This is a genomic window from Streptomyces sp. NPDC050674 (assembly GCF_040654575.1).
Taxonomy (GTDB): domain Bacteria; phylum Actinomycetota; class Actinomycetes; order Streptomycetales; family Streptomycetaceae; genus Streptomyces.
Window position 1 is genome coordinate 239,816 of the sequence record NZ_JBFAIG010000006.1, and the last position, 20,754, is coordinate 260,569.

The following is a 20,754-nucleotide window of genomic DNA, read 5'->3' on the forward strand; positions in this document are numbered from 1 at the left end:
GTGCGGCTCGCGCTGCGGCCGTACCTCCTGATCGTCCCGGCCCTGCTGCTGACCTGCGGGATCCTCTACCCCTTCGGGCTGGGGCTGTACTACACGCTCTTCGACTTCTCGGCGAGCAAACCGCAGCCGGACATGGTGCGGTTCGAGAACTACACCACCGTCTTCACCCAGGAGGCGTTCTGGAACTCGGCCTGGGTGACGGTGCTGTACGCGGTCGGGGCGGCCCTGGCGGAGACGGTGCTCGGCGTGGCCGTCGCCCTGCTGCTGCACCGGTCCACCCTGATCGGCCGGGTGCTGGAGAAGATCCTGATCCTGCCCCTGATGATCGCTCCGGTGATCGCGGCGATCATCTGGAAGCTGATGCTCCAGCCGTCGGTCGGGGTGGTCAACCACCTGCTTAAGCCCTTCGGGCTGGGCGGGGTGCAGTGGACCGACACCCCGACGGGCGCGCTGCTGTCGTCGATCGCCGTGGACGTGTGGGTCTACACGCCGTTCGTGGCGATCCTCGCCCTGGCCGGTCTGCGGTCGCTGCCCGCCTCCCCGTTCGAGGCGGCGGCCGTGGACGGCGCGGGGTGGTGGTACACCTTCCGCCGGCTGACCCTGCCGATGCTGTGGCCGTACGTCCTGGTCGCGGTGATCTTCCGGTTCATGGACTCGCTGAAGGTCTTCGACATCATCTACGCCCTGACCGAGGGCGGGCCGGGTGACTCGACCGTCGTGCTCCAGATCCGGGCGTACCTGGAGGCCATCCGCTTCCAGCGCTACTCCTTCGGGATCTCCTACACGGTCGTGCTGTGGGCCGTGGTGTACCTGGCCGCGATGGTGCTGGTGAAGCACCTGGGGAAGATCCAGCGGAAGGCCGCGGAGGTCACCACATGAACAAACGCGTCCTGGGATGGCTGGGCGACGCCGCCCTGGTCCTCTACTTCGTCTTCGCGCTGTTCCCGATCGCCTGGATGGTGATCCTGTCGCTGAAACCGGCGGACCAGCTCTTCTCGACCTACTTCTCCTTCTCCCCGACCCTAGACGGCTACCGGACGGTCCTCGGCGACAGCGAGGGCATCCCGTTCGTGCGGTTCTTCGTCAACAGCCTGGTGGTGTCGGTCGGGGCGGTCGCACTGTCGCTGGTGGTGGGGCTGCCGGCCGCGTACGCGTCGGCGCGGTGGCGGTTCAAGGGCTCCGAGAACCTGATGTTCACCCTGCTGTCGTTCCGCTTCGCACCCGAACTGACCGTGATCATCCCGCTGTTCGTGCTGTACCAGAAGCTCGGTCTCTTCGACACGTACGTCGGCATGGTGTGGGTGCTGCAACTGGTCACGCTGCCGCTGGTGGTGTGGATCATGCGGTCGTACTTCGCCGACCTGACGCCGGAGCTGGAGCAGGCCGCCCTGCTGGACGGCTACACCCGCAAGCAGGCGTTCTTCAAGGTGGCGCTGCCGCTGGTCAAACCGGGCATCGCGGCCGTGTCGCTGCTGGCGTTCATCTTCGCCTGGAACAACTTCGTCTTCCCGCTGATCCTCACCTCCAACGAGGCCCAGACGGTGACCGTGGGCGCCCTGTCGTTCCTCGGCGGTGACCGGCCCAAGTACAACCTGACGGCCGCCGCCGCGCTCGTCTCCGTCGTACCGCCGCTGCTGCTGGCCCTGACCATCCAGCGGTACCTGGTGCGGGGCCTGTCGTTCGGGGCGGTGAAGTCGTGATCCGGCTGAGCGGGATTCGGAAGGCGTACGGGAGGACCGTCGCACTCGACGGGCTCGAACTGGAGGTGGCGGAGGGCGAGTTCTTCTGCCTGCTGGGCCCGTCCGGGGCCGGCAAGACGACCACGCTCAAGACGATCGCCGGGCTCGAGCCGCCCGACTCCGGGACCGTCCTGCTCGACGGCAGGGACGTGCGGGACGTCGAGCCCTACGACCGGGGCGTGGCCATGTGCTTCGAGAGCTACGCCCTCTACCCGCACCGCTCGGCCTACGACAACCTCGCCTCACCGCTGCGCTCGCCCCGGCACCGGCTGCCCGCCGCCGAGGCCCGGCAGCGGATCGGCGCCATCGCCGAACTGCTCGGCATCTCGGGGCTGCTGGACCGGCCCGTGGGCCGGTTGTCCAACGGCCAGCGGCAGCGCGTCGCCCTCGGCCGGGTCCTGGTCCGCCCCGCCCGGGCCTTCCTGCTCGACGAGCCGCTCTCCCACCTCGACGCCAAACTCCGCCAGCAGATGCGGGCCGAGCTGAAGGCCATCGGGGCCGTGCAGCACACCACCACCCTGTACGTCACCCACGACTCGGTCGAGGCGCTCGCCCTCGGCGACCGGATCGGGGTCATCCGGGAGGGCAGGATCGTGCAGACCGGCACCCGGGAGGAGATCTGGTACCGGCCGTGGGACACCGAGGTCGCGCGGGCCTTCGGCCGGCCCCGGATCAATCTGCTGCCGGGCGTGGTGACGGAGAGCGGGGTGCGGTCGGACGGCGGGATCGGGCTGCCGGTCCGCGCACGGGCCGCCCCCGGCACGCAGGTGCTGGTCGGCATCCGGCCCCGGGACCTCGCCCTGCACGGCGGCCAGGGCCACGAGCTGAGCGGGACCGTGTACGTCACCGAGGTGCTCGGACGGTCCGTCGAGGTCACCGTCCGGCTCGGGACCGGACAGCGGCGGGTGTCGCTGGTGGCGCCCAGGTCGGACGCGGCACGCCTTCGTCCGGACGATCCGGTACGGCTGGTGGTCCGGCCTGAGAACCTGCTGCTGTTCGAGGCCGACCGGCCGGAGCGACCGGGACGACGGATAGAGACACAGCCATGAGCGGCAACAGCAGTGGTGGAGCGCAGGGGCCCGCGGCACGCCAGGCGGCCATGGCCGAGCAGGTGCTGGCCGACGGCTCGGCGACGGCGGCGGAGCTCGCCGAGCGGTTCGGGGTGAGCCTGATGACGATCCACCGGGACCTCGACGAGCTCGAACGGCAGGGCATCGTACGCAAGTTCCGGGGCGGGGTGACCGCGCAGCCGTCGGGGGTCTTCGAGTCGAACGTGCAGTACCGGCTGAAGACCATGCGGGCCGAGAAGGCGGCCGTCGCCGAGCACGCGCTGCGGATGGTGGAGCCCGGGATGGCGATCCTGCTGGACGACTCCACGTCCGCCCTGGAGATAGCCAGAGCGCTGCGCACCGCCGAGGTGACACCGCTGACGGTGGTGACCAACTTCCTGGAGGCCATCAACCTCCTCTCCGACCAGCGGGGCATCCACCTGATGGCGCTCGGCGGCGACTACGACCCGCTGCACTCCTCGTTCCTCGGGGTGTCGTGCGTGGAGGCGGTCGAGCAGCTCCGGGTGGATGTGTGCTTCGCGTCGACGTCGGCCGTGCACGGGGGATACGCGTACCACCAGGAGCAGCACATCGTGTCCGTGAAGCGGGCGATGCTCGACGCGGCGGCACGCAACGTCCTGCTGATCGACCACACCAAGCTCGGCCGGGTCGCCCTGCACCGGGTCGTCCCGCTGTCCCGCTTCGACACGGTCCTCGTGGACGACGGGGCGGCACCGGAGGCACTGCGGGATCTGGACGAGCACAAGGTCCGTTACGAGGTTTGCGCGACGAAGGGCGGCGGCCATGGCGAGCGGAACGGGACTGGAGCTACGTGAGCTGCGCAAGACCTACCGGGTGCGCGGGCGGCCCTCCGTGGACGCCGTGCGCGGCATCGACCTGAACCTGCGCTCCGGGGAGCTGCTCGGGCTGCTCGGGCCGTCCGGCTGCGGCAAGTCGACCACGTTACGGATGATCGCCGGTCTGGAGTCCGTCACCGGCGGGGACATCCTGGTCGGTGGCTCCTCGGTCGTCGAACGGCCCGCGCGGCAGCGGAACATGGGCGTCGCGTTCGAGAACTACGCCCTGTACCCGCCGCTGTCGGTCGCGGAGAACCTGGCGTTCGGTCTGAAGGCCCGCAGGAGGGCCGACCGCCGGGACGTCGACCGCAGGGTGAAGGAGATCGCCGAGCGGGTCGGTCTTACCGGCCTCCTCGACGCCCGCCCGGCCGGCCTCTCCAGCGGCCAGAAGCAGCGCGTGTCGCTGGCCCGGGCCCTGATCCGCGAGCCGGACGTGCTGCTCCTCGACGAGCCGCTCTCCCACCTGGACGCGGCCCAGCGGGACACCACGCGCCGCGAACTGAAGCGCATCCAGAAGGACTTGGGCCACACCACCATCCTGGTCACCCACGACCAGGAGGAGGCCCTCTCCCTCGCCGACCGGATCGCCGTGATGAAGGACGGCGTCATCCAGCAGCTCGGCACCCCCTACGAGATCTACGACAGCCCGGCCAACGTGTTCGTGGCGGACTTCGTGGGCGAGCCCGCCGTCACCCTGCTGCCCGGCATCGCCGACGGCGACGGTCACGCCCGCCTCTCGGACACGGTGCGCCTCGCCCTGCCCGTGCCGGTCGAGCGAGGCCGTGAGGTGGTGGCCGGGGTCCGCCCCGAGGACGTCCGCCTCACCGGCGAAGGCGGCCTGCCCGCCCGGGTCGTGGCCCACGAGCCGCTGCTGGAGTGGGGCCTTGCGACCCTCGCCCTCGACGGGGTCGAACGGCATCTGGTCGTCCTGACCGACCCCGAGGTGCGGCTCACGCACGACGAACGGGTCCGGGTCGCCGCCGACCCCGGGCACACCCATGTCTTCGACGCCGAGACGGGAGTTTCCTTGCGATGACTGACGTGAACAGCGTGCGCGTCGTGGCCGCCGGTGATCACTTCGTCCTGCCCTCGCTGATCTCACGGGCGGTGGAGCACGAGGTGGAGCGGGCCGACGTCAGGCAGCTGCGGCTCGGCTGGCCGCTGGAGCCGTTCGGGCCGGTCGCCGAGGTGCGGGAGGCCAGTGACGCCGAGGACGCGATGATCGAGGCGCTGGCCGGGGCGGAGGTCCTGGTCACGCAGATGGGCCCGGTGACGGAGAAGGTCCTCGCCGCCTGCCCGGATCTGAGGCTGGTCGTGGTCTGCCGGGGCGGACCGGTCAACGTCAACCTCGACGCGGCAAGGGAGCGTGACGTGCGGGTGTGCTTCGCGCCGGGCCGCAACGCCGCCGCCACCGCCGAGTTCACCGTCGGCCTGATGCTGGCCGCCCTGCGCCGCATCCCCCAGGCCCACGACCCGCTCGTCCGGCGGGGCAGCTGGGAGGGGGCGACGTACTACACGTACGAACACAGCGGACTGGAGCTGGAGGACCTGCCGATCGGACTGGTCGGGTACGGGGCCGTCGGCAGCCGGGTGGCGCGCGTGCTGTGCGCGTTCGGGGCGCGGGTGATGGTGTACGACCCGTATGTGCACGGCGAGATCCACGGTCTGCGCGTGACGTCGCTCGACGACCTCCTGCGCCGCTCCCGGGTGATCACCCTGCACGCCCGGCTCACCCCGGAGACCCGGGGGCTGATCGGCGCCCGCGAGCTGGCCCTGCTGCCGTCCGGGGCGGTGGTGGTGAACGTGGCCCGGGGCCCGCTGCTGGACGAGGGCGCGCTGTGCGACGCGCTGGAGAGCGGCCGGGTGTCCGCGGCGGCCCTCGACACCTACGAGCAGGAGCCGCTCCCCTCGCAGTCCCGGCTGCTGGGACTCGCCGACCGGGTGGTGCTCACCCCGCACCTGGGCGGGGCCTCTCGGGCCGTCGCCGAGAAGGCGGCGCGGATCGCCGCGGAAGAGGTGGGCCGCTGGGTGCGCGGGGAGCCGCTCGCGCACTGTCTGACCTGAGACCGGGAGGAGAGCCGCATGTACGTGGGGATCGATGTGGGCACGTCCATGGTCAAGGCGGCGGCCTTCGACGCCGCGGGCCGTGAACTCGCCGTGGCCTTACGCCCGGTGAACCTCTCCCTGCACGACGGAGTCGTCGAGCAGGACATGGAGGAGGTGTACGGGGCGGTCGTGGCCGTGCTCGACGAGGTCACCGCACGGGTGCCGGGGCCGGTCGAACTGGCCGGGCTCACGGGCCAGGGCGACGGGGTGTGGCTGGTCGACGCGCAGGGGCGGCCGGTGCGGGCGGCGGCCTCCTGGATGGACGGACGGGCGCACGAACTGGTCGACCGGTGGCTGGCGGACGGCACCTTCGAGTCGGTGTTCCGGCGGACGGGCGGCGCCATGTTCCCGGGCTGCCCGGGCCCGTTGCTGGCCTGGCTCGACCGGCACGAACCGAAGGCGCTGGACGCCGCACGGGCCGCCCTGTACTGCAAGGACGTGGTGTTCCAGCGGCTGACCGGGGCCGGTCCGGCGACGGACGTGTCGGACGCGTCGATGCCGTTCCTCGACCCGCGGACCCGGACCTACGACGAGGAGGTCGTGGAGCTGCTGGGGCTCGCGCACCGCCGGGGCCTGCTCGCCCCGGTCAGCGACCCTGTCGCGACGGCCGAGGCGCTGGGCGAGGGTCTGCCGTCCGGGACCCGGATCGCCAACGGCCCGTACGACCTGCCGGCCTGTGCGCTGGGCGCCGGGGTGACGTCCCCGGGGGACGGACTGCTGATCGTCGGCACCTGTCTGGCCGGCCTGGTCGCCACGACCGAGCTGGACCTGACCGGGGAACCGGCCGGCCTGTACATCTCCACCGACCGGCCCGGGCACTGGCTGCGTGCCATGCCGGCCATGGTCGGCACGGCGGCGCTGGACTGGGTGCTGTCGACGACGGGGGTGCGGCACGAGGAGGTGGACGGCCTGCTCGCCGGGACGCCGCCGGGCGCGCACGGCGTGCGGGTGCTGCCGTACTTCGCGCCCTCCGGGGAACGCGCGCCCTTCGTGGAGCCCCGGCTGCGCGCCGAGCTCACCGGCGTGTCTCTGGAGTCCACCCGGGGCGACCTGGTCCGCGCCACCTGCGAGGGCATCGGGTACGCGGCCCGGCACTGCCTGGAGGCGGCGGGCCTGACCGGGAGCCTGGCCGTGTGCGGCGGCGGCACCCGCAGCTCCGCCTGGATGCGGCTGCTGGCCGATGTGCTGGGCCGGCCGCTGCGGGTCGTCGAGGGCGAGGTGGGCGCGCGGGGCGCGGTCCTGGCGGCGGCCGAGCGGTACGGGGCCGGCCTGGACGCGCGGGCCTGGACCCGGCCGACGGCGGTCGTCGAGCCCGATCCGGACCGGGCCGCTTTGTACACGCGGGGCTATGGGGAGCACCTGGAACGGCTCTGCGAGGCCCGGACCCGGGCCCGTCGGTGAACTTGCCCTCGACCGAAGGGAGTCGCATGCGGCTCGGACGCAGATCCCTCCTCCTCGCGGCGGCCGCGGGACCCGCCGCTGCCGCCCCGGCGGCGGCCGGACCCGCGAGGGGCGGCCCGGTCGTCATCGGTCACCGCGGCGCGGCCGGCTGGCGCCCGGAGCACACGGAAGCCTCGTACACCTACGCCGTGCAGACCGGTGCCGACTGGATCGAGCCGGACCTGGTGCCGACGAAGGACCATGTGCTGGTGGTCCGGCACGAGAACGAGATCTCCCAGACGACGGACGTGGCCCGCCGGCCGGAGTTCGAGGGCCGCCGGACGACGAAGACGGTCGACGGGCGGGCCGTCACCGGCTGGTTCACGGAGGACTTCACGCTGGCCGAGCTGAAGACGCTGCGGGCGGTGGAGCGGCTGCCGCAGGTCCGCAACCGCAACACCGTCTTCGACGGGCGCGCGGAGGTCATGACCTTCCAGGAGGTCGTGGACCTGGCGCGGCGGCTGTCGCGGGAGCACGGCCGGACGGTCGCCGTCTTCCCGGAGACCAAGCACCCCACGTACTTCCGCTCGATCGGCCTGCCGCTGGAGCCGAGGCTCGAGGCCGCGATCCGCCGCAACCGGCTCGGCCGGCGCGAGTGCGTCGTGCAGTCCTTCGAGCCGACGAGCCTCAAGCGCATGACGGATCTGGACGTACCGCTGTGGCAGGCGCTGGGGACGACGGGCGGGCCGTACGACCTGCCTTCGACGACCTACCGGGACATGATGACGCCGGCGGGCCTGGCGGAGATCGCGCGGTACGCGGACTGGATCGGGCCGGACAAGTCCTCGGTCGCCGGCACGAGCCTCGTCGCGGACGCGCACGCGGCGGGGCTGCGGATCGGGCCGTACACCTTCCGCGCGGAGAACCAGTTCCTGCCGGAGCGGTTCCGGCGCGGGAGCGGAGCGAACGATTTCGGGGACGCGTTCGCGGAATACGCGCTGTACTACCGCATGGGGGTCGATGCGGTCGTCACCGACTTCCCGGACCTGGCGGTGATCGCGAGGAGGAGCGGATGACGGTGAGCCGGGCGTGCCGGACCTGCGGCACCATGCAGGACTTCAGGATGTTCAACGCCGCCGAGCGGGCGGCGGTCAGGGCGGAGAAGGGAGCCGGGCACTTCGTGGACGACTACTGGCGCTGCACCGCGGTCGGCTGCCGGTGGTACCAGCGCTACCTCAACCGCGGCGAGGACGGCCTGCTCCCGGAGGAGCTGAAGATCCAGGCCGCCCCCGCCGGATGAGTCTACAGGTTGGAGAAGTCCGGGCCCTTGGTGCGGCTGCGCTTGATCTCGTAGAAGCCGGGGACCGAGGCCACGGCGAGGGTGCCGTCCCACAGGCGGCCGGCCTCCTCGCCCTGCGGGGCCGGGGTGACGACCGGGCCGAAGAAGGCGATCTGCGCGCCGTCGGGGCCGGGCACGGCGATGACGGGGGTGCCCACGTCCTGCCCGACCTTGTCGATGCCCTCCTTGTGGGAGGCACGCAGCTCCGCCTCGTACGGGGTGGAGTCCCAGTGCTCCAGGAGGGACTCCGGCAGGCCCACGTCCTTCAGCGCGGCGGCGACCGTCTCCTTGCCGGGGCCCTCGTCCCGGTTGTGGATGCGGGTGCCGAGCGCGGTGTAGAAGTCGCCGAGGATCTCGGGACCGTGCTCCTGCTGCGCGGCTATGACGACCCGGACGGGGCCCCACGCCTTGGTCTCCAGCAGCTCGCGGTACTCCTCGGGCAGCTCGTCCAGCTTGTCCTCGTTGAGGACGGCGAGGCTCATGACATGCCAGCGCACCTCGATGTCCCTGACCTTCTCCACCTCCAGCACCCAGCGGGAGGTCATCCAGGCCCACGGGCACAGCGGGTCGAACCAGAAGTCGACGGGGGTCTTGTCCGACATGTCTCTCCTCGTGAGGGAACCGTTTCTCGGGCAACACCGGTACGCGCTGCCGTCATTCCCGGCTGACCCGTGTCAGGTGCGCGTGGCAGGATCGGTCCTGTTCAGCCGTACCCCACGACACCTGAGGAGTGCCGCCCGTGCCCGGTGAGAATCTGTCCCGCGACGAGGCCCGGGAGAGGGCCGCCCTGCTGAGCGTCGACGGGTACGAGGTGTCCCTCGACCTGCGGTCCGCGGTCGGTGAGGACCGGGGGGACGGGCCCCGCACCTTCCGCTCCGTCACGACGATCCGCTTCCGCTGCAACGAGCCCGGGGCGAGCACCTTCGCCGACCTCATCGCGCCGAGTGTGACGGCCGTCTCACTCAACGGCCGTGATCTGGACCCCGGTGAGGTCTTCGACGGCTCCCGGATCGCCCTGGAGGACCTGGCCGCGGACAACGAGCTGGCGGTCGACGCCCGCTGCGCCTACTCCCGCACCGGTGAGGGCCTGCACCGCTTCGTCGACCCCGAGGACGGCGAGGTGTACCTGTACACCCAGTACGAGCCGGCCGACTCCCGCCGGGTCTTCGCGAACTTCGAGCAGCCCGACCTCAAGGCCCCCTACCGCTTCGAGGTGCGCGCCCCCGAGGGCTGGACGGTGTGGAGCAACGGGGTGGGCGAGCAGACCGACGGGGTGTGGCGGTTCGCCGAGACCAAGCCGATCTCGACGTACATCACCTGTGTGGTGGCGGGCCCGTACCACCACGTGACGGACTCCTACACGCGCACCTTCGCGGACGGCACGACGCTTCGGATCCCGCTCGGCGCCCTGTGCCGCAAGGCCCTCGCGCCCTACTTCGACGCCGACGACGTCTTCCTGGTCACCAAGCAGGGCCTGGACTTCTTCCACGACCACTTCGACTTCCCGTACCCCTTCGGCAAGTACGACCAGGCGTTCGTGCCCGAGTACAACCTGGGGGCGATGGAGAACCCGGGGCTGGTGACGTTCCGCGAGGAGTACATCTTCCGCGGGAAGGTGACGCAGGCGTCCTACGAGGCGCGGGCCAACGTCATCCTGCACGAGATGGCGCACATGTGGTTCGGCGACCTGGTCACCATGGAGTGGTGGGACGACCTGTGGCTGAAGGAGTCCTTCGCGGACTTCATGGGCGAGTTCTCGCTCGTCGGCGCGACGCGCTTCAAGAACGGCTGGATCACCTTCGCCAACCGCCGCAAGGCCTGGGCGTACCGCGCCGACCAGCTGCCCTCGACACACCCGATCACGGCCGACATCCGCGACCTCCAGGACGCCAAGCTCAACTTCGACGGCATCACGTACGCCAAGGGCGCGTCGGTGCTGAAGCAGCTCGTGGCGTACGTCGGCGAGGAGGCGTTCCTGGAGGGCGCCCGGCGCTACTTCAAGCGGCACGCGTACGGCAACACGCGCCTGGCGGACCTGCTGTCGGTGCTGGGGGAGACCAGCGGCCGGGACATGAGCGCCTGGTCGCGGTCCTGGCTTCAGACGGCCGGGGTGAACGCGCTGACGCCGCAGGTGCTGCTCGGCGCTGACGGCCGCGTCGAGGAGCTGGCGGTGGTGCAGGAGGCGGCCGAGTCACACCCCGAACTGCGCCCGCACCGGGTGGCGGTGGGCCTGTACCGGGTGACGGGCGACGGGGCGCTGGAGCGGTACGCGCGCGTGGAGACCGACGTCGACGGCCCCCGTACGGTCGTGGCCGGCCTGGCCGGAGCCGACGCCCCGGACCTGGTCCTGGTCAACGACGACGACCTGACCTACTGCAAGATCCGCTTCGACGAGACCTCCCTGGCGACCCTGCGCGAGCACCTGGGAGCGGTCACCGACCCGCTGGCGCGCGCCCTGTGCTGGTCGGCGCTGTGGAACATGACGCGTGACGCGCTGCTCCCGGCGCGGGACTTCGTGGACCTGGTGCTGCGCTTCGGCGGGCGCGAGTCCGAGATCGGCGTGGTGCAGATGCTGCACGCGTGGGCCGGGTCGGCGGTCACCCACTACACAGCGCCCGCCCGGCGCGAGAGCGCCGCCCGGCTGCTCGCCGAGGGCGCCCGGCGCGAGCTGTACGCGGCCGGGGCGGGCGGTGAGCACCAGCTCGCCTGGGCGCGGTTCTTCGCCCGGACGGCCACCTCCGAGGCCGACTTCGAGCTGCTGCGGGACCTGCTCGCGGGCACGGCGACGGTCGAGGGCCTCGACCTGGACCAGGAGCTGCGCTGGGCGTTCCTGGAGCCGCTGGCCGCGCACGGGGCCGTGGACGAGAAGGTGCTGGCCGAGGAGCTGGCGCGGGACGACACGGCCTCGGGCAAGCGCCACCACGTGCGCTGTCTGGCCGCCCGCCCGTCCGCGGCGGTCAAGGCGCAGGCGTGGGCGCAGGTCGTGGAGTCGGACGCGCTGTCCAACGCCATGGTGGAGGCGACCATCGCGGGCTTCTCGCAGGACTCGCAGCGCGAGCTGATCGCGCCGTACGCCGGGAAGTACTTCGCGGCGATCGAGCGGGTGTGGGCCGAGCGGTCGATCCAGATCGGGATGCACGTGGTGCAGGGCCTGTTCCCCTTCCTCCAGCAGTCCCAGGAGACGCTGGACGCCACGGACGCCTGGCTGGCCGCCCACGAGCAGGCGGCTCCGGCGTTGCGGCGGCTGGTCCTGGAATCGCGGGACGATCTGGCACGGGCGTTGCGTGGACAGGCGTGCGACGAGGCCGCTGACCAGTAGCTTTGGCCTGAGATCGGGGCGTTCCTCCTTCGTTACGAGATGAATGCCCCGTCAGCCGTAACCTCGGGCCCGCACCCGAACGGACCAGGGGCTTTCGGCATCCGAACATCCGTCCTTTAGTGCTGGGTTGTCCGTATTTGTCGACGGCCCTGTAACAGCGGTTCAAAGGGGGCCGGGACGCGGGAAATTGCGGGTCATGACCCACAACACCCCGCTCTCCCCCCGCCCGCTGCACCTGTCCGGCGGTGGCCGCCCCCGTGTGATGACGACGGCACAGCTGCGCGCGCACGGCGTCTCCACGGCCGAGACGAACGAGCAGTGCCGTGCGGGTGGCCCCTGGCAGCAGCTCCTCCCCGGCGTCGTCCTGCTCCACCCGGGCCCGCCGACCAGCGAGGAGCGGTTGCACGCGGTGCTGATGTTCGCGGCGCGGGAGCGCGGCACCGGGGTGCCCGCCCAGCCCGGCGCGGGCCGGCCGCACGCCGCCGCCTACCCCGAGGTGATGATCACGGGCCTGGCGGCGCTGACGCTGCACGGCTTCTCCTCCACTCCCCCGCTGCCGTCCCTGGACGCCATCGACGTCCTGGTGCCGCGGTTGCGGCGGCTGCGCTCCACGGGCTGCGCGCGTATCGTCCGCACGCCCGTCATGCCCGATCCCGAGCAGGTCACGGGGGTGCCGGTGGCGCCGGTCGCCCGCGCGCTGGCCGACGCGGTGGCCGAACTCGCGGACGCCGGCATCGTCCGCCGGCTGCTCACCGAGGCGGTCCGGGGCGGACACTGCGACCCGGCGGCGGTGGTCCGGGAACTGAACCAGGCACGGCTGCTGAGCCGCCCGCACGTGGTGGACGCGGTGGACTCCCTGCTCGCCGAGGGCCGGGCGATCGCCGAGAACCGTCTGTACCGGATGGTCGCCGAGTACGGTCTGCCCGACCCGGTCTGGAACGTCGACCTGCGGCTGCCCGGCGGCCCCTACCTCGGCGGCCTCGACGCGTACTGGCCCGACCAGGCGGTCGCGCTGGAACTCGACACCCGGGCGCCCCGGCAGGACGACGACGCCCTGTGGTCGGAGTACGCCCGCAAGCGCGAGCACCTGGAGCGGCTCGGCATCACCGTCGTCCACATCACGCCGAGGAAGCTGCGCGACTCCCCGGAGCAGCAGGCGACGGTGATCCGCACGGCCCTGATGGCCTCGGCCGACCGCGAACCGGCCGCGTACGTCGTGGTGCTGCCCCGGTAGTGACGGACCGGGGCAGCGCCAGGAGGGGAGAGGAGGGGCCACCGGGACGACGGCGGCCCCTCCTCGTGCCGGAGCCATGGCGCACGCCCTCGAGAAAGCGCGCGTCAGCCCTTCTTGAGCACCAGCTCGGTGTTGCGGTCCTCGGGGTCGCCGCCCAGGGTCGTGCTCGCGCCGGGGGCGTTGAGGGACAGCTCGCGGTAGAGGGCCGCGAGGCCGGTCTGGGAGAGGTCGGAGAAGTCGGTGCGGTGCGGGGCGGAGGACTCCACCAGCGTCGTGAACAGGGAGATCGTGCCGTCCTTGTTGTCGGTCAGCTCGATGACCCGGGCCAGCTGCGGGAAGTCGACGTGGGAGGCGGTGGAGATCTCCCAGAAGGAGCGGCCATCGGGCGCGGAGTGCGGTGTGATGACGTTCTTGTGGATGTGGCCGTTCACCCAGGCGAGCACCCTGGGGTGGCTGCCGAGCAGGGCGAGCACCTCCTGGCCGTTGTGGCGCCGCTCGTCCGGGCGGGCCGGGTCGCGGCGCAGGTTGGTCATCGTCTTGCTGGTGTGGTGGCTGAAGATCACCGCGTAGGAGTCCTTGTTGTCCCGCAGTGTCTTGTCGAGCCACTTCAGCTGGGCCGTGCCGATGGAGCCCTCGTAGTGGCCGCCGGAGTCGGTGGTGTCCAGGCTGATGCCGATGACGTCGTCGGAGATGCGGAAGGCGTAGTACTGGGTGCCCGTGTCCAGGTTGGCGGAGGAGTAGCCGTGCCCGGCCGGGCCGACGCCGCGGTAGGCCGGGTCCAGGTGCGCCTTGAGGTACTCGGCCGGGGTGAAGGGCGCGCGCCGTTCGTCGGGGGTGACGGAACGCATGCCGCGGGCGTGGGACTTCAGGAAGTCGTGGTAGGCGACGCCCCGCGGGTCCCGGGCCTTCTTGATCTGCGTCTGGAGCTCCCGGGCCTCGGCCGCGGTGACGTTCATCAGCTTCTTGCCGCCGACGGCGAGTTCGCTGAGGTACGAGTCGCCGTGCGAGGCGTAGCAGCCCATCGGCAGCGAGTCGTGGTTGCCGACCGTGGAGTACCAGGGCAGGTTGAGGCCGGGGCTGCGCACCTCGCGGATGGCCGCCTCCAGGAAGCCGTCGAGGCGGGGGAAGCCGGCCAGCTTGTCGGTGTCGCGGACGGCGGCGTCCGGCTGCCAGTACTGCTTGAGGCCGCTGTTCTGGACGCCCTCGTAGCGGCGCGGGTCACCCGTGTTGGGCGTGATGCGCCCGCCGCTCATGATCTTCAGGAACCATTCCAGCTCGGACTTGGCGTTGTTGTCCGTGTTGTCGCCGGTGGTCATGGCGAAGTGCAGCGGGGCTCCGGTGACGGGGGCGCCGCGCAGGGCGTTGATCCGTTCCACGAGCGCGATCGCGCCCTGGACGGTCAGTGCCTCGTGCGGCCGCCAGGCGTGGACGTCCGCCGAGCGCAGGTACTCCAGGCGCAGCGGGTGCTGGGCGTCGATGATGTGCAGGTCGGTGAGCTGCACGAAGGCGGCGAGCGCGGTGCGGCGGGCGGCCCGGCCGGACTTGGGCGCGGCCAGCTCGGAACGGACGACCCGCTTCCAGCCGGGTCCGTCACCCAGGCGCCGGTAGCCGGAGCCGCCGCGCGGGGCGGCGACGGACGCCACGGTGGTGCCCCTGGTGTACGGGGCCAGGGGCGCGGCCGGGGCCCGGCGCGACGAGGCGGCCACGGCGGCGTCCGCGCTCTCCTTGACGGTGGCGGCCTGGCTGTCGCTGGGCCGCAGGGCGTAGCCGACACCCCCGGAGAGGGCGACCGCGCCGGTGGCGGCGAGGACGGAACGACGGTGGATGCCCTGGCCGGAGCCGGCGACTGAGCGTGTGCGCGACATGCGCTTCTCTCCCCGAGTGCGAACGCGTCGGCAGTGGTCGCGGGGCGTTCGTGACCCGAACTTCCCGCTCGTACTGGATCGTTGGCAGTGGGGATGACCTGTGCGTGAACGAGGCGGCAACGCGCAGCGCCGATCACCGGACGTGGATCTTGGACTACCCTGCGCGTCGTCGCCTGCTCCGGGACCGGCCCGTAACCGGTCACGCGGTGTTCATCTTCCGGGGTACCGGGCCTACTGCGAGGCGTCGGCCAGCCGTCCGGTGGCCGGGCGCTCGCGCCACAACCGCAGGGCGATGTCGACCAGCGGCACCCGGACGAGACGGGGCACCGCGTCCAGGTCCTGCCAGGCGGCGAGGTCGGTGGAGCCGTTCACCTCGTTGCGCAGTTCCCCGCCGACGATCCGGCCCTCGTAGACGAACCGGACGCCGTGATGGTCGACCGGGGGCCGCAGCCCCTCGCGGAAGACGCGGTGGAAGGAGTCCACGCCGAGCAGCCCGGTCACCTCGATGCGGTACCCGGTCTCCTCCTCCACCTCCCGCACCACGGTGTCGTGGGGATCCTCGCCGTGTTCCATGCCGCCGCCCGGCACGACCCACTCGGGCGTGCCGTCCCGGGCGGGTGAGCGGGCGAGCAGGATCTGTCCGTCGCGGACGCATATGGCGTAGGCCGCCACCCTCAACTTCTGTCGCACTTGGGGACGTTAACCGATTTCTTCGTCACCTTCAGGACTGATGCCCACAAATCGCATCGCGGGTTTTCCCCATACATCCATTTCGTTTCGGTCAACCCTCCCCAAAGAACATCCCCTTGCGTAAGGCTGTGCGATCGTCCGGGCTTGCCGTTCGGACCATCTGCGACCAGGACCGATCGGCCCCGGTCGCTTCCCGCTCGTTCCTTTACCTACAAGGGATGCCGATGACCCCTCCCACCCCGCGCGATCAGATATCGGGTCCGAGACGCGTGGCCCGCATCGCCGTGGCCGCCGGTCTCGTCGCCGCGCTCTCCGCGGCCGGGCCCATCCCCCTGGCCTTCTCGGCCGACGGTCCCGGCACGGACGCCGCGGCCGACCCGGGCGTCAAGTCCGCGCACGCCAAGCTCGGTTCGGACGACGCGGAGCTGCTCGCGGAGGCCAAGGCCGACGGCGACAAGACCGTCACCATGATGATCGCCACCGCGCCCGGGAAGACCGAGCAGGTCGCCGGGCAGCTGGACGCGGTCAAGGGCGGCTCGGTGGGCCGGGCCGACGACAAGCTGGGCTACGTCCGCGCCACCGTCCCGACGGCCAAGGCGGACGGGGCGATCGCCGCCGCCGCCAAGCTCTCCTCCGTGCACGGCATCGACCTGCGCGAGGAGATCCCGCTGGACGACCCGACGCCGAGCGCGGACACCGCCAAGGGTGCCCAGGCCGCGAAGGGGACGTACCCGGGTCCGGGGAAGAACACCCCGGCCGAGAACCCGTACAACCCGTCCTTCGAGACGGGCGCGGTCGACTTCGTCGAGGACCACCCGAAGGCGGACGGCCGCGGTGTCACCATCGGCATCCTGGACTCCGGCGTGGACCTCGGCCACCCGGCGCTTCAGAAGACCACGACCGGTGAGCGGAAGATCGTCGACTGGGTGACGGCGACCGACCCGATCATCGACAACGACAACACCTGGCGCCCGATGGTCTCGGCCGTGTCCGGCCCGGCCTTCACCTACCAGGGCCAGTCGTACAAGGCCCCGGCGGGCTCCTACGCCGTCAGCCTCTTCAAGGAGTCGTACACCGCGGGCGGCGACGCCAAGGGTGACGCCAACCGCGACGGCGACACCACCGACGTCTGGGGCGTGCTCTACGACGCCAAGGCGGGCACGGTCCGGGTCGACCTGAACAACAACAACGACTTCGGCGACGACACGCCGATGAAGCCGTACAAGGACGGCCACCAGATCGGGTGGTTCGGCACCGACGACCCGAAGACCGACGTGGCCGAGCGCCAGCCGTTCGTCGTGGAGATCCGCAAGGACGTCCCGATGGACCCGCTGGGCGGCTCCTGGGTCGGCAAGAAGTCCGACTTCGTGAACATCGGCGTCATCGAGTCCGAGCACGGCACGCACGTCGCCGGCATCACCGCCGCCAACGGCCTGTTCGGCGGGAAGATGAACGGCGCCGCCCCCGGCGCCAAGCTGGTCTCCTCGCGCGCCTGCACCTGGTCGGGCGGCTGCACCAACGTCGCGCTCACCGAAGGCATGATCGACCTCGTCACCAAGCGCGGTGTCGACATCGTCAACATGTCCATCGGCGGCCTGCCGGCGCTGAACGACGGCAACAACGCGCGCGCCGAGCTGTACACGCGCCTCATCGACACCTACGGCGTCCAGCTGGTGATCTCCGCGGGCAACTCCGGCCCCGGCGCCAACACCATCGGCGACCCGGCCCTGGCCGACAAGGTCATCTCGGTCGGCGCGTCCGTCTCCAAGGAGACCTGGGCCGCCAACTACGGCTCGGTCGTGGAGAAGAAGTACGCCATGATGCCGTTCTCCTCGCGCGGCCCGCGTGAGGACGGCGGCTTCACGCCGACCCTGGTCGCCCCGGGCGCGGCGATCAACACCACGCAGACCTGGCTGCCGGGCTCCCCGGTCGCCGAGGCGGGCTACTCCCTGCCGGCCGGCTACTCGATGCTCCAGGGCACCTCGATGGCCTCCCCGCAGGCCACGGGCGCCGCGGCGCTGCTGGTCTCGGCCGCCAAGCAGAAGAAGATCGACCTCACGCCGGCGACCCTGCGCACGGCACTCACCTCGACCGCCGACCACATCAAGGGTGTGCAGGCGTACGAGGAGGGCGTGGGCCTGATGAACATCCCCGACGCCTGGGACGCGATCCGCGACGACGCCACCGCCCACACGTACGCGGTGAAGGCGCCGGTCGACACCGCGATCGACCAGTTCCTGAAGACCCCGGGCTTCGGCACGGGCCTGTACGACCGTGAGGGCGGCCTGAAGGCCGGCCAGAAGAAGACGTACGAGATCACCCTGACCCGTACGTCCGGCGCCGACAAGGCGATCCGGCACGAGCTGCACTTCGAGAACAACGCGGGCGGCACGTTCCGCATCGTCGGCTCCGACGAGGTGAAGCTGCCGCTGAACCAGCCGGTGACCGTCAAGGTCCAGGCCGCGCCGAAGTCCGCGGGCATCAAGAGCGCGATCCTGGAGGTCGACGACCCGAAGACCGAGGGCATCGACGAGCAGGTCCTCAGCACGGTCGTCGTCTCCGCGCCGCTGAAGTACACCTTCTCCGCGTCGGACTCGGTGCAGCGCAACAGCACCCAGCACTACTTCGTCACGGTCCCCGAGGGCGCCAAGGCCCTCGAGGTCGCGATGAGCGGGCTGAAGGACAAGAGCCAGACCCGGTTCATCTCCATCCACCCGCACGGCGTGCCGTCGGACCCGTCGTCGACGGTCAACTGCTACCCGAACTACAACAACCCGGCCAACACGTGCCGTCCCGACGTGCGTTCCTACGCCGACCCGCAGCCGGGCGTCTGGGAGATCGAGGTCGAGTCGCGCCGTACGTCGCCGCTGCTGGACAACCCGTACAAGCTGGACGTCGCCGTGCTCGGCGCGGCGTTCGACCCGGAGACCGTGACCGTGCCCGAGGCGAAGGTCGGCACCCCGGCCGCCGCCTCCTGGAAGGTGACGAACGGTTTCGCCGCGCTGGACGGCAAGCTGGTGGGCGGCCCGCTGGGCTCGGCCAAGGTGGCCCGCCCCTCCATCAAGCAGGGCGAGACGCAGACCACGACGGTCGAGGTGCCCGCGGGCGCCAAGTCGCTGGACGTCGCCATCGGCGGTGTCTCCGACAACGCCGCCGACCTGGACCTCGCCGTGTACGACGCGTCCGGCACGCAGGTCGGCAGCTCCGCCGACGGCGACTCGGAGGAGTCGGTCTCCCTCCCCTCCCCGGCCGCCGGGACGTACTCGATCGAGGTCGTCGGCTACTCGGTGCCGGCCGGCACCACCGAGTACGACTACCGGGACGTGTTCTTCTCCCCCTCCCTCGGCAGCGTCAGCGTCGACGGATCGGCTCCGGTGAAGCTCGGCACGGGCGACTCCGCCACGGTCTCGGGAAGCGTCACCGCCGCGGCGGCCGCTCCCGAGGGGCGTGAGTTCTTCGGCCAGGTCCAGCTGGTCAACGCGCGCGGCACGGTCGCGGGCGCGGGCAGCGTGAAGATCGAGAAGGTTCTGCCGTAGCGGTTCACGGTCACTGAGGGCGGGCGTCCGTACGGGCGCCCGCCCTCGCTGTGTCTCCTACCGGCACGGGAGGGTGCGCGAGGCGGGCAGCGCCTCCGTGATCCACGCCCGTTCGCGGGCGATCTCCTTCTCCCCCGTCGTCCACACGTCCGGCTCGGCCTGCCCCTGCGGGATGCCGATCAGGACGTGGTCGCCCGCGCGCAGCTTCGGCTCCACATCGCCGCCCAGGGGGAAGTGGATCCGGTCCTGGCCCTTCGCGGGCTTGTAGTACCGGTCCACGTCCAGGGTGACGCGGTCCAGGCCGGTGCCGGGGACGGACTCGACCTCGGCGACGGTGCCCTCGACCACGAGCCGGGCGCAGGCGAGGTACCCGGCGTGACTGAGCTTGCCCCCCGCTTCGGCCTGCGGCTGCCCTGCGGAACTGTCGGCGGCGGACGAACCGCCCTGGTCGTCCGCACTCATGCCGTCGCTGTGGACGACGAGCCAGCCCATCCCGAGGACGAGACCGGCCGCGGCGGCCGCGACGAGTCCCTTCAGGGCCACGGCCAGGGGCCCGGGGCGGGTACGGCGCGTGGACAGCGGCGTCACGGCGGCCACGCCACCGGTGCCGGGCGCGGGCGCCGGCGCCGCCGGGGGCTCGGCGAGTGCCTGCCCGATGAGGCCCAGCTGCTCGCGCAGCAGCGCCACGTCGGCGGTCGCGGTGCGGTACTCGGCCAGGAAGGCGTCGTCCGCGAGGGCCTCGTCCGGGGGCGTCTCGCCGGTGATCGCGGCCAGCAGCGCCGCCCCGTCGTGCGTGTCCCCGTCGTGCGTGTCCCTGTCGTGCGTGTCCCTGTCGTGCTCGGCGGTCACGTCACACCACCTCGTCCTCGTGCAGGCGGGCGCGCAGAGTGCGTACCGCCGTGTGCAGCCGGCTCTTGACCGTGCCCTCCGGGACGCCGAGCTGCTCGGCGATGGACCGGACCGGCAGGTCGGCGTAGAAGCGCAGGACGACGACCTGCCGCTGGGCGTCGGGCAGCTCGTCCAGGCCCTGGGCGACGGCGACGGACAGCACACTGCTGTCCTCGCCGGAGGGATGGGCCGGCTGACGCAGGGCGGCCAGCCGCTCCCCTAGCCGCTCCTGGCGGCGCTTGGCCCGGTGCCAGTCCATCGCCAGGTTGGAGGCGACGACCGCCGCCCACGCCGAGACGTCCCGCGGTGCCTCCCGGCCGTCGGCGGCCCGCTCCAGCAACCGCAGCCGGACCTGCTGTACCCCGTCCGGCAGGTCCGACTGCGGCACCCCGCCGAGGGCGAGCACCGCCCGCACCCGGCGTTCCTGCGCCGGGTCCAGCGGGTCGACCTCGCCCACCGGGTCGCCGCCGGTCGCGGCGTGCCCCTCCCGGCCGCGCCGTGGCCTTCCGCGCAACAGCACAAGCCACCCCCCTCACGTCGTTTCTCCTACGACGCCGGCACGGCCCGGAACGTTCGCCCGCCCGTGCGGAGACTTCCGCCGGGACGGCAGAGGCGTACATCACACTTCCGTGTGGCCGGGACCGGCATGGGCAGGCGAGCTTGCGGCGCACGACCCCCGCCGGACGAATTCCTCCAGCTCAGCGGGGTCGACACCGCAGGTCCGCAACCATGGGTCGGGACAGTCCGTCCCA

General features: G+C 71.8%; 17 protein-coding genes. 12 read left to right on the forward strand and 5 right to left on the reverse strand.

Translation table 11 applies throughout. The annotated features are described in order from the left end of the window. The 9 genes from AB0I06_RS13115 to AB0I06_RS13155 are packed head-to-tail and all read left to right on the forward strand — an operon-like array spanning position 1 to position 8,431. On the forward strand, positions 1–879 hold the full coding sequence (locus AB0I06_RS13115) for a sugar ABC transporter permease (RefSeq protein ID WP_363118829.1): 879 nt from the start codon (positions 1–3) through the stop codon (positions 877–879). Next, positions 876–1,700: a carbohydrate ABC transporter permease gene (locus AB0I06_RS13120; RefSeq protein ID WP_363118830.1), complete on the forward strand. Its 825-nt coding sequence runs from the start codon at positions 876–878 to the stop codon at positions 1,698–1,700. The genes AB0I06_RS13115 and AB0I06_RS13120 overlap by 4 nt, the downstream gene beginning before the upstream one ends. Then, the gene (locus tag AB0I06_RS13125; RefSeq protein ID WP_363118831.1) at positions 1,697–2,788 is read left to right on the forward strand and encodes an ABC transporter ATP-binding protein; all 1,092 of its coding nucleotides are present in this window, start codon (positions 1,697–1,699) and stop codon (positions 2,786–2,788) included. The genes AB0I06_RS13120 and AB0I06_RS13125 overlap by 4 nt, the downstream gene beginning before the upstream one ends. After that, a complete protein-coding gene (locus AB0I06_RS13130; protein WP_363118832.1) occupies positions 2,785–3,624 on the forward strand; it encodes a DeoR/GlpR family DNA-binding transcription regulator in 840 nt (279 codons plus the stop codon). Before AB0I06_RS13125 ends, AB0I06_RS13130 begins: the two co-directional genes overlap by 4 nt. Beyond that, a complete protein-coding gene (locus AB0I06_RS13135; RefSeq protein ID WP_363118833.1) occupies positions 3,593–4,681 on the forward strand; it encodes an ABC transporter ATP-binding protein in 1,089 nt (362 codons plus the stop codon). Before AB0I06_RS13130 ends, AB0I06_RS13135 begins: the two co-directional genes overlap by 32 nt. Continuing rightward, positions 4,678–5,709, forward strand: a complete 1,032-nt coding sequence (locus AB0I06_RS13140) for a 2-hydroxyacid dehydrogenase (RefSeq protein ID WP_363118834.1) — start codon at positions 4,678–4,680, stop codon at positions 5,707–5,709. Before AB0I06_RS13135 ends, AB0I06_RS13140 begins: the two co-directional genes overlap by 4 nt. A gap of 18 nt (positions 5,710–5,727) precedes the next feature. Further along, positions 5,728–7,152 carry an FGGY-family carbohydrate kinase gene (locus AB0I06_RS13145; protein ID WP_363118835.1) on the forward strand — a complete coding sequence of 475 codons (1,425 nt, stop codon included), beginning with the start codon at positions 5,728–5,730 and terminating at the stop codon, positions 7,150–7,152. 26 nt (positions 7,153–7,178) lie between these two features. Next, positions 7,179–8,207: a glycerophosphodiester phosphodiesterase family protein gene (locus tag AB0I06_RS13150; protein WP_363118836.1), complete on the forward strand. Its 1,029-nt coding sequence runs from the start codon at positions 7,179–7,181 to the stop codon at positions 8,205–8,207. After that, positions 8,204–8,431 carry a hypothetical protein gene (locus AB0I06_RS13155; RefSeq protein ID WP_363118837.1) on the forward strand — a complete coding sequence of 76 codons (228 nt, stop codon included), beginning with the start codon at positions 8,204–8,206 and terminating at the stop codon, positions 8,429–8,431. Before AB0I06_RS13150 ends, AB0I06_RS13155 begins: the two co-directional genes overlap by 4 nt. Positions 8,432–8,433: 2 nt before the next feature. On the opposite strand, the gene AB0I06_RS13160 is transcribed toward AB0I06_RS13155, so the two are convergent. Next, on the reverse strand, positions 8,434–9,072 hold the full coding sequence (locus AB0I06_RS13160) for a DsbA family protein (protein WP_363118838.1): 639 nt from the start codon (positions 9,070–9,072) through the stop codon (positions 8,434–8,436). Positions 9,073–9,209: 137 nt separating this feature from the next. Between AB0I06_RS13160 and pepN the strand changes: the two genes are divergently transcribed. Both pepN and AB0I06_RS13170 read left to right on the forward strand, forming a co-directional pair. Continuing rightward, a complete protein-coding gene (gene pepN, locus AB0I06_RS13165) occupies positions 9,210–11,789 on the forward strand; it encodes an aminopeptidase N (RefSeq protein WP_363118839.1) in 2,580 nt (859 codons plus the stop codon). 196 nt (positions 11,790–11,985) lie between these two features. Next, entirely contained in the window at positions 11,986–13,023 is a 1,038-nt protein-coding gene (locus AB0I06_RS13170) for a hypothetical protein (protein WP_363118840.1), read from the forward strand. A gap of 104 nt (positions 13,024–13,127) precedes the next feature. On the opposite strand, the gene AB0I06_RS13175 is transcribed toward AB0I06_RS13170, so the two are convergent. Both AB0I06_RS13175 and AB0I06_RS13180 read right to left on the reverse strand, forming a co-directional pair. Next, positions 13,128–14,888 carry a TIGR03767 family metallophosphoesterase gene (locus AB0I06_RS13175; protein ID WP_363118841.1) on the reverse strand — a complete coding sequence of 587 codons (1,761 nt, stop codon included), beginning with the start codon at positions 14,886–14,888 and terminating at the stop codon, positions 13,128–13,130. Positions 14,889–15,119: 231 nt separating this feature from the next. Continuing rightward, the gene (locus tag AB0I06_RS13180; RefSeq protein WP_363118842.1) at positions 15,120–15,578 is read right to left on the reverse strand and encodes an NUDIX hydrolase; all 459 of its coding nucleotides are present in this window, start codon (positions 15,576–15,578) and stop codon (positions 15,120–15,122) included. 224 nt (positions 15,579–15,802) lie between these two features. Between AB0I06_RS13180 and AB0I06_RS13185 the strand changes: the two genes are divergently transcribed. Continuing rightward, a complete protein-coding gene (locus tag AB0I06_RS13185; RefSeq protein ID WP_363118843.1) occupies positions 15,803–19,114 on the forward strand; it encodes a S8 family serine peptidase in 3,312 nt (1,103 codons plus the stop codon). A gap of 57 nt (positions 19,115–19,171) precedes the next feature. Here AB0I06_RS13185 and AB0I06_RS13190 read toward each other — a convergent pair whose 3' ends face one another. Continuing rightward, positions 19,172–19,963, reverse strand: coding sequence for a hypothetical protein (locus tag AB0I06_RS13190; protein WP_363118844.1), 792 nt, complete (start codon positions 19,961–19,963; stop codon positions 19,172–19,174). Position 19,964: 1 nt separating this feature from the next. After that, complete coding sequence (locus AB0I06_RS13195; RefSeq protein ID WP_363118924.1) at positions 19,965–20,519, reverse strand: sigma-70 family RNA polymerase sigma factor; 555 nt, start codon at positions 20,517–20,519, stop codon at positions 19,965–19,967. Positions 20,520–20,754 lie beyond the last annotated feature (235 nt).

Excerpts from the sequence above, each read along its gene's own strand:
- AB0I06_RS13120 (WP_363118830.1), top strand. The coding sequence starts at position 876 with ATGAACAAACGCGTCCTGGGATGGCTGGGCGACGCCGCCCTGGTCCTC.
- AB0I06_RS13130 (WP_363118832.1), top strand. The coding sequence starts at position 2,785 with ATGAGCGGCAACAGCAGTGGTGGAGCGCAGGGGCCCGCGGCACGCCAG.
- AB0I06_RS13135 (WP_363118833.1), top strand. The coding sequence starts at position 3,593 with ATGGCGAGCGGAACGGGACTGGAGCTACGTGAGCTGCGCAAGACCTAC.
- AB0I06_RS13140 (WP_363118834.1), top strand. The coding sequence starts at position 4,678 with ATGACTGACGTGAACAGCGTGCGCGTCGTGGCCGCCGGTGATCACTTC.
- AB0I06_RS13145 (WP_363118835.1), top strand. The coding sequence starts at position 5,728 with ATGTACGTGGGGATCGATGTGGGCACGTCCATGGTCAAGGCGGCGGCC.
- AB0I06_RS13150 (WP_363118836.1), top strand. The coding sequence starts at position 7,179 with ATGCGGCTCGGACGCAGATCCCTCCTCCTCGCGGCGGCCGCGGGACCC.
- AB0I06_RS13155 (WP_363118837.1), top strand. The coding sequence starts at position 8,204 with ATGACGGTGAGCCGGGCGTGCCGGACCTGCGGCACCATGCAGGACTTC.
- AB0I06_RS13160 (WP_363118838.1), bottom strand. The coding sequence starts at position 9,072 with ATGTCGGACAAGACCCCCGTCGACTTCTGGTTCGACCCGCTGTGCCCG.
- AB0I06_RS13170 (WP_363118840.1), top strand. The coding sequence starts at position 11,986 with ATGACCCACAACACCCCGCTCTCCCCCCGCCCGCTGCACCTGTCCGGC.
- AB0I06_RS13175 (WP_363118841.1), bottom strand. The coding sequence starts at position 14,888 with ATGTCGCGCACACGCTCAGTCGCCGGCTCCGGCCAGGGCATCCACCGT.
- AB0I06_RS13185 (WP_363118843.1), top strand. The coding sequence starts at position 15,803 with ATGACCCCTCCCACCCCGCGCGATCAGATATCGGGTCCGAGACGCGTG.